The organism is Gallaecimonas pentaromativorans, assembly GCF_003751625.1.
In the GTDB taxonomy this organism is placed as follows: Bacteria; Pseudomonadota; Gammaproteobacteria; order Enterobacterales; family Gallaecimonadaceae; genus Gallaecimonas; species Gallaecimonas pentaromativorans.
This window is the reverse complement of the sequence record NZ_RJUL01000004.1, coordinates 53224-67250: the sequence shown is the minus strand read 5'-3', so window position 1 is coordinate 67250 and position 14027 is coordinate 53224. Positions and strand designations below refer to the sequence as shown.

Below are 14027 nucleotides of genomic sequence, written 5' to 3'. Positions count from 1 at the left end.
AGTATGCCCCATGCACCTAAACCAACTCGAACAATAGCGGGTAAATAAACGTAAACCTGCTGGCCCAATGCCATACTGACAGTCATCGCCACGCTTTTGGAGGCGTCATGGATAAAGTCAGGCAATGGCGGGTTGAATGCCCCACCTGCGGCCACCACACCTTTATCACCCTAGAGCCGGATGATGTCGGCCAGGATTTCATCGAAGACTGCGCCAACTGTTGCAGCCCCATTCATATCCAGGTGACCGAAGACTTAGACGGCCAGCTCAACGTCCAGGTAGACGGCGACGACGAGCAGCTTTATTGATCACTCCTCCACCAGCCACTCGCACCGATACTGCCCTGCCCCTTTGGCCAGCACCTTGTCCAGCCAGGGCAAGGTTTCGTCCATGGCGGCCTTGAGAGTCCAGGGCGGGTTGATCACCAACAGGCCGGCAGAGGTCATGCCGTGCTGATCGGTATCTGGCAGCAGGCCCTGCTCGATACGCAGCTGCTTTTTAATGCCAGTGGCCTTGAACGCCGCCATCATTGCCTCAACCCGGGCGCGTTCTACCACCGGGTACCAAAGCACATAGGTGCCGGTGGCAAAGCGCCGGTGAGCGTCGCTGATGGCGTGCACCACCGCTTGGTAGTCTTCTTTGAGCTCATAGGGCGGGTCGATGACCACTAGTCCGCGCTTTTCCTTGGGCGGCATCTTTGCCACCAGGGTCTCGTAGGCGTCGGCCTTTTCTACCCTCACCTGGCGGTCTCTGGCAAAGAGCTGCTCCAATAGCGCCATGTCTGCCGGGTGCAGCTCGGTTAGAAACAGGCGGTCGTGGTCTCGCAGCAGCTCGCGCGTCAAAAAGGGCGAGCCCGGGTAATGCAGCAGCTCGCCCTTGTTCATGGCGCGCACCACCTCCAGGTAGGGCGCCAGGGCCGCCGGAGCATCGGCGGCGGCCAGTACCTTGGCAATGCCGTCTTTAAATTCCCCGGTTTTCTGGGCCTTGGCATCGCTCAGCAGGTAGCGGCCGGCACCGGCGTGGGTGTCGTGCACATAAAAAGGCTTGTCCTTTTGCTTTAGGTAATCGAGCACAAAGGCAATAACGGCATGTTTGAGAACGTCGGCGTAATTGCCGGCATGAAAGGCGTGGCGATAGCTGAGCATGGCACTGGTCTAAAAGAATGGGTACGGGCATTCTAAAGCCATGGCCTTTTGAGATCACCTAAGCATGTATCATCTTCACCCCGCCATTAAGCACGCGCAGGCCATGGCCCAGAACCTGGCGGCCACCACTGGCCGGGAACTGGAAGACTGGCGCGCCCTGGTGGCCGCCGAAGCGCCCAAGGACGCCAAGGCCTGGCTCAAAGACGAGTATGGCCTTGGCGGGGCGACCATTGCCCTTATCCTCGATAGCCACAGCACCGACGAAGAGCACTATCTTCTTGAAGCGCCGCGTTTGGTCGATGCCCAATACAGCGGCGGCAAGGCGGCCTTGAGGCCCCTTTATGATGCGGTGGAGGATTTATTGCTGTCCTTGTCGGACGAGGTAAAGCTTTGCCCGGCCAAAACCCAGGTGGCGGCCTATCACAACAAGGTTTTTGCCACTGTTAAAACCGCCGGGAACCGGCAACTTGAGTTGGGGCTGGCCCTGGGGAAGGGCCAACCCTTTGATGAGCGCTTTGTCGATAGCGGCGTCCTTGCCAAAAAAGACCGCATTACCCACAAGGTCCGCCTGATATCGACGGCCGAGCTCGACGACAGCTTGGCCGAAAAGCTCAGCCTCGCCTTTGAGCTGGCCCGTTAACCGAGTAGCGCCACCTCTTCGGCGGTGAGCGGCCGGTATTCCCCCTCGCCAAGGCTGGCATCGAGCTCCAAGGGGCCGATGGCTTCGCGGTGCAGATCCACCACTTTGTTGTCCAGGGCGGCAAACATCCGTTTGACCTGATGGTACTTACCTTCGCTGATGGTCAGCAGCACTTCGGTCTCGCTCACGCGCTCGAGGGTCGCCGGTTTGGTCAAATGCCGCTCGCCCCTTAGCTGCACGCCTTCTTCAAAGCGCTGCTCGGCATCGTCAATCAGGGGATCGTCAAGCCAAACCCGGTAGCGCTTGGCGCAGTCGTGTTTGGGGCTGGTCACCCGGTGCGACCACTGGCCGTCGTCGGTGAGCAGCACCAGCCCGGTGGTGTCAAGATCCAAGCGGCCAGCCATGTGCAGCCCAAAACGCTCTTTGTCATCCAGCAAAGCCAACACCGAGCTGTGCTCAGGATCGTCGGTGGAGCACACATACCCCTTGGGTTTGTGCAGCATAAAATAACGCAGGCCAACCGCCCGCATGGCTTCGCCTTCCAACATCACCTCATCGGTATCGGTCACCTTAAAGCCGGGGTCCTTGACTACCTCGCCGTTTACGGTGACTTCTTCCCGGTGCATCAACCGTTTGATTTGAGCACGGGAGTAAAGGGAATTGTCGGCAAGAAATTTATCCAGACGCATTGAGTCTCGCCCTTGAGAAAAAGTGCACTATTCTAGCCACATTTGCCGCCTTAACCCACTTAACCTTGGCCGCTATTTGGCTTAGGCTAGGGGAAACGATTTCTCGCCCACCCTTTTGGAACAACCGACCATGTTTGAAAGCCTGCAAGCTGTGCCCGCCGACCCAATCCTTGGCCTTTCCATCGCCTATAAAAACGATGAAAACCCCAGCAAGGTGGATCTCGGTGTTGGTGTGTATAAAACCGAGACGGGTGAAACCCCCATTCTCAAATCGGTCGCCCTGGCCCAGCGCCAACGCATTGAGACCGAAACCACCAAGACCTACATTGGCTCTGCAGGAGACGCCGGCTTTAACGACAAACTGGCCAAGCTGGTCTTTGGCGAAGGCAACCCGGTACTGGCGCGCCAGTGCACCGTATCCACCCCGGGCGGTACCGGCGCGCTGCGCATGGCCGCCGAGTTCATCAAACGCTGTAACCCCGGCGCCACCATCTGGGTAACAGACCCGACCTGGGCCAACCACAATGCCCTCTTTAACGCCGCCGGCATCCAAGTCAAATCCTACCGTTATTTTGACAAGGACAATTCCAGCGTCGACTTTGCCGGCATGATGGATGCCCTGCAGTCGGTGCCCAAAGGCGATGTGGTGCTGCTACACGCCTGCTGTCACAACCCCTCTGGCGCCGACCTTAACCAAGCGCAGTGGCTGGCCTTTGCCGAACTGGCTAAGGAAAAGGGCTTTACTCCCCTTATCGATATGGCCTACCAGGGCTTTGGCGATGGCCTCGACGAAGACGCCTTTGGGCCCCGCACCCTGGCGGCGACGCTGCCCGAATTCCTGCTCACCACCTCAGGCTCAAAAAACTTTGGCCTGTATCGCGAGCGGATCGGCGCCCTGACCCTGGTTGGCGAAAACAGCACCCGCGTGGCGATTTTGTCCAGCGTTATCCAAAACGTGGCCCGCTGCATCTACTCCATGCCGCCTGCCCACGGCGCTGCCATCATCGATATCGTGCTGGGTTCAACCGAGCTCACCGAGCTCTGGAAAACCGAGCTGGCCGAGATGCGTGGCCGCATTCATGAGCTGCGTTCCTTGCTGGTGGATAAACTCCACGCCCGCCAGGACAAAAAGGACTTTTCCTTTATCACCAAGCAATACGGCATGTTCTCGTTCCTGGGGATCAGCAAAGAGCAAGTGCATCGCCTCAAGGACGAATTTTCCGTATACATGGTGGATTCAAGCCGCATGAACGTGGCCGGCATCAACCACAGCAACGTGGATTACTTGGCCGACGCCATCACCAAAGTGCTCTAAGTCTTTGATAAAAAAGAAAAGGCAACCCGAGGGTTGCCTTTTTTGTTTCACGTAATGCATCTAGCAAAGATGAGCATCTTCTTCCAACTCCAGGGGCAGTTCTTTGACTACCTCGTCTTGAAGCTGGTAGTAAGGCTCGTGGGTGTCATGGTGTTCCATGCTGCACTCCGGCCTCTGTTGTAGGGTCGGGCGCATTGTAACGTTTTCGTCAAATTCACTCTAGGTGTTTTTGCAAAAAGGTCGCCAGCTCTCCCTCCATGGCAACAGCTTTGCCGGTGCGTTGGTCCATACACACAAAGGTAATGGCTGCGTCCGCTACCAGGGTGTCGGAGCCATCAAAATAAATTTCCTGGCGCACCACACCAGAGCGCTCACCCAGTTCGGCAAGCTGGGTTTTGATGCGAAGGGTATGGCCAAGGGTGGCCGCGGCGCGGTAATTAATGTTGATGTTAACAACCACAAAGGCCAGCTTGTGAGCCTGGAACCAAGCCAGCTCACCCGAGTCTTCCAGCCAGCCCCAGCGGGCTTCTTCGAGAAACTCTAGGTAGCGGGCATTGTTGACATGCTGGTAGACGTCCAGGTGATAGCCGCGAACCTTGATCAGGGTGTGGTGTACTGCCATGGGATTTCCTTATAGATATTGTTGCCGAACCGATGCCGGCAGGCGGGTCATTGCCCGCTCAATGAGCCCCTCGAAACCGTCTTCAAGGGGAGATAAATCGATACCCGGTTCGATGATGGCAAGGGCCATCATCACCGCCTCTACCGTGCTCAAGGCACTTTTTTTGCGGGTACTGCGAAGCCGATAGCGGCTCGCTGCCCCTTGGGGTAAACACACCTTAGGCAAGGCCTTGAGTGCCGGGCTCTGCTCGTAGAGCCGAAGGGCCTTGCGCCAGGTGCCATCCAATACCACCAGATGGGGCGGCGCACTAGCTAAGGTGGCGAGGTTGCTGGCCTCTTCCCCCGGAAACAACAGAGCCGTTCCATCCGGCCAGGCTGGCGCCGCGAGCAGCGCGTCGGTACGGAGCAAGGCACAATCCAACGCGCCTTGCACCAATGCTGCGGTACCCAGAGGGTGGTTTTCCTCGCCGGGATATTGCACCAGGGTTACCTGGGTGCGGCATGCCAAAGGCCGGATCAGCGCACAAATACAGTGAATTATCAAACGATTGCACTTTGGGCAACTTGCTCGGGCCATGACTCCCCCTTAGGATGGAGGCCCATTCTAAAAAGAGTTTGCCATTGATGCCACATCTGGTCGGAGCTTTCAGCCTGATCCTGTTGGCCAGCCTGTTGATGCTGCTGCCGGCCGATCTGCACCAGCAATTGATGTACCAACGCCAAGCCATCCTCGACGGCCAGCTTTGGCGGCTCGTCACCGGCCATTTGCTGCATACCAATGGCTGGCATCTGGCCATGAACAGTGCTGGCACCCTGGTTATTGGCTGGCTCCATGGCCGCTATTACCGCTTTTGGGGTTGGTGGGGCCGCTTGGGTTACCTGAGTGTGGCCAGCAGCCTTGGGTTACTGGCCTTCTGCCCTGCCCTTCAATGGTACGTTGGGCTTTCGGGTATTTTGCATGGCCTATTGCTGATGGGCGCACTGGAAGACATTCGCCGAGGCGAGAAAACCGGCTGGCTTATCATCATCGGAGTGATAGCCAAGATAGGCTGGGAGCAGTGGCATGGCGCCGCAGCTGAAACCATCGCCCTTATCGGCGCGCCGGTGGCAACCGATGCCCACTTGTTCGGGGCCATGGCGGTGCTACCCTGGTGGCTGGTTAGTATTGTTTGGCGCAAAAGAAAAGGGGCCTGACGGCCCCTTGTTATTTAAAGCGAATTTTATCGGCGTTCGCGCTGAGAAGCTTTTCTCCAAGACCTTTTACCTTCTTGAGGTCTTCAAGGCTGGTAAAAGGGCCATGGGCCTCTCTGTATTCAACAATAAGCGCTGCCTTTTTCGCTCCGACGCCCTTGAGTGTGTGGGCGATTTCCTCTGCCGAGGCAGAATTGATATCAATGGCTTCAGCAGTCTCTTGCACAACCCCTTGGTCAGTTGTCGTCTTATCGACGTCTACCGCCAAAGCCACATTGCAGGCCAGTACACTGGCCGCCAGTAACAGCAATTGCAAAGTCCGTTTCATAGGTTGTCCTTACCTTGGTTGTCCCAGATGAGCACTTCCTTAGCTCAGAGGTAAGTATAGTCAGTTTTTCAGGCTGTCATTAATGGCGCCAAGCACCGCCATGGGGTCGTCTGCCTGGGTAATAGGCCGGCCAATAACCAGGTAATCCGAACCGGCCGCCAAAGCCTCTTTCGGAGTCAGTACCCGGCGCTGGTCGCCAGCGTCGCTGCCAGCCGGGCGGATCCCCGGGGTTACCAGTTTAAAGTCCTGGCCAAGGGTCGCTTTAAGTTGCGGAGCTTCCTTGGCCGAGCACACCACACCGTCAAGGCCGGCAGCCTGGGTCAAAGAAGCCAGGAGCAAAACCTGCTCTTCGGCGCTCGTAGCGCTGACGCCAAGCTCCTGAAGCTCTTCATCGGTCATGGAGGTCAGCACCGTAACCGCAATCAGCAGCGGCGCTTTATCGCCATAAGGTGCCAAGGCCGCTTTGGCCGCTTCCATCATCCGGCGGCCACCACTGGCGTGGACGTTGACCATCCACACGCCCAGCTCCGCCGCTGCGGCCACGGCTTTGGCCACGGTATTGGGAATGTCGTGAAATTTAAGGTCGAGAAAAACATCGAACCCTTTATCGACCAGGGTTTTCACCCAATCGGGGCCAAAGAGGGTAAACATTTCCTTGCCGACTTTCAGGCGGCACTGTTGCGGGTCGAGCTGGTCAACCAGCGCCAGGGCTTTGGCTTTGTCATCAAAATCCAGCGCAACGACGACAGGCTTATTTGGCATGGGTTCTCCTTAGTCACCATCCAGGCCACGGATGGGTTTGATTTGCCCCCACTGCTGGCAAGATGGACAGAGCCAGTAGCGCTTGTTGGCGCTAAAACCGCAGTGGCGACAGCGATAAGTGGGGCGAATACGGATCTGTTGCTCAACCAGCTCGGCCAGCAGGTTGAGACTCTCCTTGGCTGAAGGCTCGGCGACCTTCTCGCGCTGATACTGAATAAGGCGGCGAAAGCCTTTGAGAGTGGGGTGGCGTTTTAGCTCATCAAGCAGCAGTGCTTCGGCGCTGCCAATACCGGCTTGCGCTTGCGTGAGGTCGGCGTAAGCCAGCACTACCGAAACGCCGCTGTCCTGGCTGACGGCTTTGGCAAGAAAGTTGTAGTAGCCTTCGCTGTCACCCAGGCGGCTAAAAAGGTCAGCTATGACAGGCAACACTTCGGAGCTGTTATCAGGGTCAGTACTGATCACCGGCACCAATACCGCGAGCGCCTCTTCGAGTTGCCCGCCGTCGCGGTAGAGCTTGGCAAGGCCTTCACGAGCACGGGTGCAGCCGCTGTCCACATCCAAGGCTTTCTTGTATTCCTTGAGGGCTTCACGACTATTGCCCTTATCAAGGGCAAGCCCGGCTAACTGGCAGTAGAAGTGACTCAGGGCGCGGGTAATGGCCATGGGCCTGTCTTTACCCATGCGCTTGGCCACCTTGATGGCTTGGTGCCAGTCCTTGGTGTGCTGATAGATGGCCAGCAATTGCTCTTGGGCCTGTTGGCTATGCTCAGGGTCGTCCTTGAGTTCATCAAAGATATTCTCGGCCCGGTCATAGAGCCCGGCCACCATGAAGTCCTGGCCAAGCTCCAGCATGGCAAGACGCCGGTCTTCCTCTCCGATAGAGGGGCGAGCCACTAGGTTCTGGTGAATGCGAATGGCCCGGTCGACTTCACCACGGCGGCGAAAAAGGTTACCCAGTGCCATATGGGTTTCGAGGGTCTGGGAGTCTACCGCCAGCATGTCGATGAACAAGTCCACCGCTTTGTCGGGCTGGTCGGAGAGCAGGAAATTAAGGCCCTTGAAGTAACGCTGAGAGAGTCGGTTACGGTGAACCTCCCGTTCCTGGCGCACACTGCGACGGCCCATGTACCAGCCGTAACCGGCCGCAATGGGCAAAAGCAGGAACAGAAGTTCAACCATAAATCAGGCGTCTTTTTGTTTGGCGCTCAACTTGCGCTGCAGGAGGGCGATTCTGCGCTTTTGTACCCAGCACAGGCTGCCAAGCACAATAAAAGCCAGTAAGGCACCAAAAGCAAAGGCGATCCCCAGCCACTGCCCCAAAGAGAAGGTTTTCTGGGCAACCAGATAGTTAACGGCAACAGGTTGGGCATTTTCGGCACCAACAGCCAGAGCCAGGATAAAGATAACGACGGCAACAAGCCATTTGATGAGGGTTAGCACCGCACCTCCTGTGGGCCAAAATCGAACGCCGCTATTATTGCCTAAAAGCGGCCTCAGACACAAAAAAGGCATGCTCTCGCATGCCTTTTTTTCTTAAATACTGATCAGGAACCAGCGCTCAGATTGACCCTTTCCCGCAGTTCCTTACCCGGCTTGAAGTGGGGTACCTGCTTGGCAGGCAGCTCCACCGAATCCCCGGTCTTGGGATTACGCCCAACCCGCGGTGCCCGGTAATGCAGGGAAAAACTGCCAAATCCCCGGATCTCGATGCGCTCCCCTGCTTCCAGGGTGTTGGCCATCTGTTCCAGAATTTCTTTAACTGCCAGTTCCAGATCCCGCGCGGGCAGGTCGGTGTACTTGGCGGTCAAACTCTCGATGAGTTCTGATTTGGTCATAAGGTTTCCTCGGCGCCAAAGAGGGTGGGGCCAAAACCCCACCCGCCTGATTAGTCTTCGCTCTTAGCAGCTTTGAAAGCTTCAGCCATGGCGTTAGGAATAACCACGTCGTCCTGGTTGTTCAGGTGATCGATGGCATCACGCTCGTCTGCTTCATCCTTAGCGCGGATGGACAGGGAGATGGTGCGGTTTTTACGATCAACACCCATGAACTTGGCTTCAACTTCTTCGCCGGCTTTCAGCACGGTGGAAGCGTCTTCGATGCGCTCACGAGAAATATCGGAGGCACGCAGGTAGCCCTCAACACCTTCACCCAGATCGATGGTAGCACCTTTGGCGTCTACAGCGATCACGGTACCGTTAACGATAGCACCTTTCTTCTTATCGTTCAGGTAGTTGTTGAAAGGATCGGCTTCCAGTTGCTTCACGCCCAGGCTGATGCGCTCGCGCTCGGCATCCACTTGCAGAACAACTGCGGTGATTTCTTCGCCTTTTTTGTACTCACGTACGGCTTCTTCACCGGTAGCGTTCCAGGAAATGTCGGACAGGTGAACCAGACCGTCGATGCCGCCGTCCAGACCGATGAAGATACCGAAGTCAGTAATGGACTTGATCTTACCGGAGACTTGGTCGCCCTTGTTGAAGCGGCCAGCGAACTCTTCCCAGGGGTTGAGTTTGCACTGCTTGAGACCCAGGGAGATGCGACGACGCTCTTCGTCGATGTCCAGAACCATAACTTCCACTTCGTCGCCCAGGTTAACAACCTTGGAGGGGTGGATGTTTTTGTTGGTCCAGTCCATTTCGGAAACGTGTACCAGGCCTTCAACGCCTTCTTCGATTTCAACGAAGCAGCCGTAGTCGGTCAGGTTGGTCACGCGGCCTTTGAGCTTGTGACCTTCAGGGTAACGCTCGGCGATGGAAACCCACGGATCGGCGCCCAGTTGCTTCAGGCCCAGAGATACACGGGTACGCTCACGGTCGAACTTCAGTACCTTGACGGTGATTTCATCGCCAACATTGACGATCTCGGAAGGATGCTTAACGCGCTTCCAAGCCATGTCGGTGATGTGCAGCAGGCCGTCAACGCCACCCAGGTCAACGAAGGCACCGTAGTCAGTCAGGTTCTTAACGATACCTTTGACTTCCATACCTTCTTGCAGGTTTTGCAGCAGTTGCTCACGCTCAACGTTGTTCTCAGATTCGATCACAGCGCGACGGGAAACAACAACGTTGTTGCGCTTCTGGTCCAGCTTGATGACCTTGAATTCCAGGTCTTTGTTTTCCAGGTGAGCAGTGTCACGGATAGGACGAACGTCAACCAGAGAACCAGGCAGGAAGGCACGGATGCCGTCCAGATCGACAGTGAAACCGCCTTTAACTTTACCGTTGATGATACCGATAACAGTGGCGTTTTCTTCGTAAGCTTTCTCGAGAACCAGCCAGGCTTCGTAGCGTTTGGCTTTCTCACGAGACAGGATGGTCTCGCCGAAGCCGTCTTCTACGGTGTCCAGCGCGACGTCAACAACGTCACCTACAGCTACGGTGATTTCGCCGTTGGCATCTTTGAACTGTTCGGCAGGAATAGCGGACTCAGATTTCAGACCAGCGTCGACCAGTACGATGTCCTTTTGAACGCGAACAACAGTACCTTTAACGATGGAACCCGGGCGGGTTTCGATCTCTTTCAAGCTTTCTTCGAACAGTTGAGCAAATGATTCAGTCATGTGTGTCTGCTTATTTAACAAACCATGTGGCATCCATCCGACATGGGGTTGTTCATGTGTTCTACACCGTTCCTTGGCGCAGAAGGGTTCTTAATTGGCCAGTGCCGGTATCTTGGCACAGACCGCCTGCCAAGCGGCATCGAGCACCTGCTCGATAGAAAGATGGCTGGTATCAATGACCAGAGCATCCTCCGCTGGCTTCAGTGGCGCCACGGCGCGATTGGCATCGCGTTCGTCACGCTCACGGATCTCGGTTAAAAGACGTTCGATTTTAGCATCCTGCCCTGAGGCCAGCAACTGCTGGTATCGGCGCTCGGCGCGGACTTCGGCGCTGGCGGTCAGAAACAGTTTCACCGGGGCCGTTTTAAAGACCACCGTGCCCATGTCCCGGCCGTCGGCCACCAGGCCAGGCGCCTTCTGAAAGGCCCGCTGACGGCGCAGCAGTGCTTCGCGCACCCGTGGGAAGGCCGCCACTTGCGAGGCAGTACCGGCCACTTCCTGGGTACGAATGGCTTTGGTGACATCCTCGCCTTCGAGGATGACCTTCACCCCTTCGGCTGCTGGCTCAAACTGCACGTCCAAGTGCGCGGCCAGCGGCACCAGGGCTTCCTCGTCTTCCAAGGGGCACTGATGATGCAGCGCCGCCAGGGCCAGCACCCGGTAGATGGCACCGGAGTCAAGGAAGTGCCAACCGAGCCTGTCCGCCAGCAATTGGCACAGGGTGCCTTTGCCTACGCCGCTTGGTCCGTCTACGGTAACGACGGGTACCAGTTCAGCCATAAAATCCTCCATTTCTACGGATACAGGCTAAAGCCTGCAGGCGTCGGGCGCGCATTATAGGGCAAAAGTCTTTCAAATACCTTTACGGATTGCCGCAAAACGCGCAAAGAAATCCGGAAAGGTCTTGGCGGTGCACTTGGGATCGCGAATCCCCATGGTGCTGTTGCCAAGAGCCAGCAAGGCAAAACACATGGCCATGCGGTGATCGTTATAGGTATCAATCTCGGCATAACGGATGGCTTTGCCGCGGCTGACCTTGATAAAGTCCTGCCCTTCTTCCACCTCGGCGCCCACCTTTTTCAGCTCCGTCGCCATGGCGTGCAGCCGGTCGGTTTCTTTAAGGCGCCAATTGTAGATGTTGCGAATAACGGTCTGCCCCTCGGCAAAAAGCGCTGTGGTGGCCAGGGTCATGGCCGCATCGGGAATGGCGTTGGCATCGATATCAATGCCTTTGAGCTCGCCTTTTTGCACCCGCACCTGATGTTCGCCCCACTGGACCTTGGCGCCCATTTGCTCGAGGGCGTCGACAAAATCCACATCACCTTGCAGCATGCCTTTGAAAAGACCCTTGATGGTGACGTCACCACCAATGGCGCCGGCAGCGGCAAAATAGGAGGCGGAAGACGCGTCCCCTTCCACATAGTAATTACCGGGGCTTTGGTACTGGCAGGCCCCCTTGATGACAAAGGTCTGGTCGTCGGGGCGCTCGGCGGTGACGCCGAAAATAGCCATCAGCCCCAGGGTCAGTTCCACATAGGGTTTGGAGACCAGCTCACCATCCACCTTGATGGTGACGTCCCCTTCACACAGAGGCGCGGCCATGAGCAGCGCTGACAGGAACTGGCTGGACAGATCCCCTTTAACGCTCAGGGTGCCGCCGGCCAGTTTCTTACCGTTGATTTTAAGGGGTGGGTAGCCATCTTCACCCAAATAGCCGATGTCGGCGCCCAGTTGCCGAAGGGCGTCCACCAGATCGCCGATGGGCCGCTCATACATGCGCGGCTCGCCCACCAGTTCAAAGGTGCCAGGGGTAAGAGCCAGGGCAGCGGTCAAGGGGCGCATGGCGGTGCCGGCATTACCGAGGAAAATCGGCTCGGCCGGCGTGCCGGGCTGCCAGGGGCCCTGAACGACAAGACTTTCGCCCTGCTCGGCCACCGCCACCCCCAACGCCTTGAAGGCGCCGCGCATATGGCGGATGTCGTCAGCGTCCAGCACGTTACTCAAGGCGGTGGGCGCCGCGCAGAAGGCGCTCAGCAGCAATGCCCGGTTGGACAGGGATTTTGAACCAGGCATAGACAAGGTTCCGGCAACAGTACCGCCGGCGGCCAGTGTCAGTAATTCCATATCAATCTTCCGAGAGTAAGGGCCAGGCATCAAACTGATGCCCGGAAATCAAAAACCATCTGGCACCCACGCCTTGGCCGGGTGCCTTGTCACTCAGTTGCCAGGCACCACCGGTGGCGCCTTGGGCGGTCAGCAAAAAGCCCTGCTGCCCCTCATAAGCGAAAGTGGCAGCAGGTAGCAACCCGGCCAGGGAGTCTGGCAGGTCGCCGAGCCACAATACCCCTTGTGCCTGCCCTTCGAACACCGCCTCGAAGGGAGCATCGCTTGGCAGGGTTTGGGTATAGCGGCCAAGCAGCGCATGCACCAGCGGCGGTTGCAGGCTGGCAATGCGAAACGGCCCCTGGCGGGCCCGGCATAGGGAGATGAGGTCGCGGCTAAACTGGCGCACCAGCGGCGCCGGCAGCTCGGTAAAGCTCTCCACGTGCTGCTCGACCAGGGCAAACTCGCGGGCAGGGTCAAACACCCTGCCCCCTTTAAGTTCGCCAAGCTCGTCGGCCACCAGCAACCGCTGGCTGAGCAGAGCCAGCAAGCGATTGTCTATCTCCTCTATCTGCTGGCGCAGGGCGCTGAGATCAGCCATGGCGCTTGGCAAAGTCCGCCATGAAGGTCACCAAGGCCTGGGTACCTTCCAGCGGCATGGCGTTATACATGGAGGCGCGCATACCGCCCACAAACCGGTGGCCTTTAAGGGCCATCAGCCCCAGGGCTTCGGCTTCGGCAAGGAAGGCCTCGTTGAGGCTTTCATCTTTAAGTTGCCACACCACGTTCATCCGTGAGCGGCAGCTCGGGGCCACCAGGTTTTGATACAGCCCAATGCTATCGATAGCGCCGTACAGCAGCTCAGCCTTGGCAGCGTTATGCGCTTCCATGGCGGCAACGCCCCCCACCTCTTTGAGCCATTCGAACACCAACCCGGCCAGGTACCAGGAATAAGTCGGCGGGGTGTTGAGCATGGAGCCCTGCTCGGCTTGCTTGGTGTAATCCCAGATACAGGGCACCACCAGGTCGTCACGAAGCAGATCGTCACGGACGATCACCACCACCAGCCCAGAGGGGCCGATGTTCTTTTGGGCACCGGCATAAATGAGGCCGTACTTGGACACATCAATCTGGCGCGACAGGATGCAAGAGGACATATCCGCCACCAGCGGCACCGCTACATTGGGTTCCTCGAACATCTCGATGCCATCGACGGTTTCGTTGGGGCAATAGTGCAGGTACTTGGCCCCGTCACGTACCTTGATATCAGTGGGCAGCGAGATGGGCTTTTGGCTCATATCGATTTCGCCAGCGATGGCCACGTCGCGAAAGCGCTTGGCCTCCTCATAAGCAGCTTTGGACCATTGGCCGGTAATGAGGTAGTCGGCCTGTTCGCCTTCCTTTAACAGGTTCAAGGGCACGGCGGTGAACTGGCTGCGGCCGCCGCCGGCCAGGAACAACACTTTGTAGTTGTTAGGAATGGCCATCAATTCCCGAAGGTCGGCTTCGGCCTTGGCCGCAACCGCCATAAAGGGCTTGTCGCGATGGGACACTTCCATCACCGACACGCCGCGGCCCTGCCAGTCAATCATCTCGCTCTGGGCACGTTGCATCACCGCCGGCGGAAGCATGGCGGGACCTGCGCAAAAATTGAATACGTTGTTCATACGACCC

At 57.4% G+C, this 14027-nt stretch carries 18 protein-coding genes; 4 read left to right on the top strand and 14 right to left on the bottom strand.

Going from position 1 to position 14027, the window contains the following annotated elements; genetic code table 11:
- Positions 1-107: 107 nt before the first annotated feature.
- Entirely contained in the window at positions 108-308 is a 201-nt protein-coding gene (locus tag EDC28_RS08335) for a zinc ribbon domain-containing protein (RefSeq protein ID WP_050658082.1), read from the top strand.
- Here EDC28_RS08335 and EDC28_RS08330 read toward each other — a convergent pair whose 3' ends face one another.
- Positions 309-1145 carry a 23S rRNA (adenine(2030)-N(6))-methyltransferase RlmJ gene (locus EDC28_RS08330; protein ID WP_123421295.1) on the bottom strand — a complete coding sequence of 279 codons (837 nt, stop codon included), beginning with the start codon at positions 1143-1145 and terminating at the stop codon, positions 309-311.
- Positions 1146-1248: 103 nt separating this feature from the next.
- On the opposite strand from EDC28_RS08330, the gene EDC28_RS08325 reads away from it, so the two are divergent.
- Positions 1249-1785 carry a DUF5655 domain-containing protein gene (locus tag EDC28_RS08325; RefSeq protein ID WP_211355726.1) on the top strand — a complete coding sequence of 179 codons (537 nt, stop codon included), beginning with the start codon at positions 1249-1251 and terminating at the stop codon, positions 1783-1785.
- Here the strand turns inward: EDC28_RS08325 and rsuA are convergent.
- A complete protein-coding gene (gene rsuA / locus EDC28_RS08320) occupies positions 1782-2474 on the bottom strand; it encodes a 16S rRNA pseudouridine(516) synthase RsuA (protein ID WP_123421293.1) in 693 nt (230 codons plus the stop codon). The two genes, EDC28_RS08325 and rsuA, sit on opposite strands and share 4 nt — an antisense overlap.
- A 130-nt stretch (positions 2475-2604) precedes the next feature.
- Between rsuA and EDC28_RS08315 the strand changes: the two genes are divergently transcribed.
- On the top strand, positions 2605-3789 hold the full coding sequence (locus EDC28_RS08315; protein WP_123421292.1) for an amino acid aminotransferase: 1185 nt from the start codon (positions 2605-2607) through the stop codon (positions 3787-3789).
- Between the two features lie 214 nt (positions 3790-4003).
- On the opposite strand, the gene EDC28_RS08310 is transcribed toward EDC28_RS08315, so the two are convergent.
- Entirely contained in the window at positions 4004-4411 is a 408-nt protein-coding gene (locus EDC28_RS08310; RefSeq protein ID WP_050658077.1) for an acyl-CoA thioesterase, read from the bottom strand.
- Between the two features lie 9 nt (positions 4412-4420).
- Positions 4421-4987 (bottom strand): tRNA-uridine aminocarboxypropyltransferase, encoded by a 567-nt coding sequence (locus EDC28_RS08305; protein ID WP_050658076.1) that lies wholly within the window; start codon positions 4985-4987, stop codon positions 4421-4423.
- Positions 4988-5034: 47 nt separating this feature from the next.
- On the opposite strand from EDC28_RS08305, the gene rrtA reads away from it, so the two are divergent.
- Positions 5035-5604, top strand: coding sequence for a rhombosortase (gene rrtA, locus EDC28_RS08300; RefSeq protein ID WP_170164066.1), 570 nt, complete (start codon positions 5035-5037; stop codon positions 5602-5604).
- A gap of 10 nt (positions 5605-5614) precedes the next feature.
- Here rrtA and EDC28_RS08295 read toward each other — a convergent pair whose 3' ends face one another.
- From EDC28_RS08295 to serC, 10 genes are all read right to left on the bottom strand, one after another.
- Positions 5615-5929: a ComEA family DNA-binding protein gene (locus EDC28_RS08295; protein ID WP_050658074.1), complete on the bottom strand. Its 315-nt coding sequence runs from the start codon at positions 5927-5929 to the stop codon at positions 5615-5617.
- 60 nt (positions 5930-5989) lie between these two features.
- Entirely contained in the window at positions 5990-6691 is a 702-nt protein-coding gene (gene pyrF / locus EDC28_RS08290) for an orotidine-5'-phosphate decarboxylase (protein ID WP_123421290.1), read from the bottom strand.
- A gap of 9 nt (positions 6692-6700) precedes the next feature.
- Entirely contained in the window at positions 6701-7870 is a 1170-nt protein-coding gene (gene lapB / locus EDC28_RS08285; RefSeq protein ID WP_123421289.1) for a lipopolysaccharide assembly protein LapB, read from the bottom strand.
- Positions 7871-7873: 3 nt separating this feature from the next.
- A complete protein-coding gene (locus EDC28_RS08280; RefSeq protein WP_123421288.1) occupies positions 7874-8203 on the bottom strand; it encodes a LapA family protein in 330 nt (109 codons plus the stop codon).
- A gap of 32 nt (positions 8204-8235) precedes the next feature.
- Complete coding sequence (locus tag EDC28_RS08275; protein WP_050658070.1) at positions 8236-8526, bottom strand: integration host factor subunit beta; 291 nt, start codon at positions 8524-8526, stop codon at positions 8236-8238.
- A gap of 50 nt (positions 8527-8576) precedes the next feature.
- On the bottom strand, positions 8577-10250 hold the full coding sequence (gene rpsA / locus EDC28_RS08270; RefSeq protein WP_050658069.1) for a 30S ribosomal protein S1: 1674 nt from the start codon (positions 10248-10250) through the stop codon (positions 8577-8579).
- Positions 10251-10340: 90 nt separating this feature from the next.
- Positions 10341-11030 (bottom strand): (d)CMP kinase, encoded by a 690-nt coding sequence (gene cmk / locus EDC28_RS08265; RefSeq protein WP_050658068.1) that lies wholly within the window; start codon positions 11028-11030, stop codon positions 10341-10343.
- A gap of 72 nt (positions 11031-11102) precedes the next feature.
- Positions 11103-12374, bottom strand: coding sequence for a 3-phosphoshikimate 1-carboxyvinyltransferase (aroA, locus tag EDC28_RS08260; protein WP_123421287.1), 1272 nt, complete (start codon positions 12372-12374; stop codon positions 11103-11105).
- A 1-nt stretch (position 12375) separates the two neighbouring features.
- Entirely contained in the window at positions 12376-12954 is a 579-nt protein-coding gene (locus EDC28_RS08255; protein ID WP_123421286.1) for a chorismate mutase, read from the bottom strand.
- On the bottom strand, positions 12947-14020 hold the full coding sequence (gene serC / locus EDC28_RS08250; RefSeq protein ID WP_123421285.1) for a 3-phosphoserine/phosphohydroxythreonine transaminase: 1074 nt from the start codon (positions 14018-14020) through the stop codon (positions 12947-12949). Before serC ends, EDC28_RS08255 begins: the two co-directional genes overlap by 8 nt.
- Positions 14021-14027 lie beyond the last annotated feature (7 nt).

What these genes read in the sequence shown, in the direction of transcription:
- EDC28_RS08255 (WP_123421286.1), bottom strand. Translation starts at nt 12,954, where the DNA reads ATGGCTGATCTCAGCGCCCTGCGCCAGCAGATAGAGGAGATAGACAAT.
- aroA (WP_123421287.1), bottom strand. Translation starts at nt 12,374, where the DNA reads ATGGAATTACTGACACTGGCCGCCGGCGGTACTGTTGCCGGAACCTTG.
- EDC28_RS08280 (WP_123421288.1), bottom strand. Translation starts at nt 8,203, where the DNA reads ATGCCTTTTTTGTGTCTGAGGCCGCTTTTAGGCAATAATAGCGGCGTT.
- lapB (WP_123421289.1), bottom strand. Translation starts at nt 7,870, where the DNA reads ATGGTTGAACTTCTGTTCCTGCTTTTGCCCATTGCGGCCGGTTACGGC.
- pyrF (WP_123421290.1), bottom strand. Translation starts at nt 6,691, where the DNA reads ATGCCAAATAAGCCTGTCGTCGTTGCGCTGGATTTTGATGACAAAGCC.
- EDC28_RS08305 (WP_050658076.1), bottom strand. Translation starts at nt 4,987, where the DNA reads ATGGCCCGAGCAAGTTGCCCAAAGTGCAATCGTTTGATAATTCACTGT.
- EDC28_RS08310 (WP_050658077.1), bottom strand. Translation starts at nt 4,411, where the DNA reads ATGGCAGTACACCACACCCTGATCAAGGTTCGCGGCTATCACCTGGAC.
- EDC28_RS08275 (WP_050658070.1), bottom strand. Translation starts at nt 8,526, where the DNA reads ATGACCAAATCAGAACTCATCGAGAGTTTGACCGCCAAGTACACCGAC.
- EDC28_RS08335 (WP_050658082.1), top strand. Translation starts at nt 108, where the DNA reads ATGGATAAAGTCAGGCAATGGCGGGTTGAATGCCCCACCTGCGGCCAC.
- rpsA (WP_050658069.1), bottom strand. Translation starts at nt 10,250, where the DNA reads ATGACTGAATCATTTGCTCAACTGTTCGAAGAAAGCTTGAAAGAGATC.
- rsuA (WP_123421293.1), bottom strand. Translation starts at nt 2,474, where the DNA reads ATGCGTCTGGATAAATTTCTTGCCGACAATTCCCTTTACTCCCGTGCT.
- EDC28_RS08330 (WP_123421295.1), bottom strand. Translation starts at nt 1,145, where the DNA reads ATGCTCAGCTATCGCCACGCCTTTCATGCCGGCAATTACGCCGACGTT.
- cmk (WP_050658068.1), bottom strand. Translation starts at nt 11,030, where the DNA reads ATGGCTGAACTGGTACCCGTCGTTACCGTAGACGGACCAAGCGGCGTA.
- EDC28_RS08325 (WP_211355726.1), top strand. Translation starts at nt 1,249, where the DNA reads ATGGCCCAGAACCTGGCGGCCACCACTGGCCGGGAACTGGAAGACTGG.
- serC (WP_123421285.1), bottom strand. Translation starts at nt 14,020, where the DNA reads ATGAACAACGTATTCAATTTTTGCGCAGGTCCCGCCATGCTTCCGCCG.
- rrtA (WP_170164066.1), top strand. Translation starts at nt 5,035, where the DNA reads ATGCCACATCTGGTCGGAGCTTTCAGCCTGATCCTGTTGGCCAGCCTG.
- EDC28_RS08295 (WP_050658074.1), bottom strand. Translation starts at nt 5,929, where the DNA reads ATGAAACGGACTTTGCAATTGCTGTTACTGGCGGCCAGTGTACTGGCC.
- EDC28_RS08315 (WP_123421292.1), top strand. Translation starts at nt 2,605, where the DNA reads ATGTTTGAAAGCCTGCAAGCTGTGCCCGCCGACCCAATCCTTGGCCTT.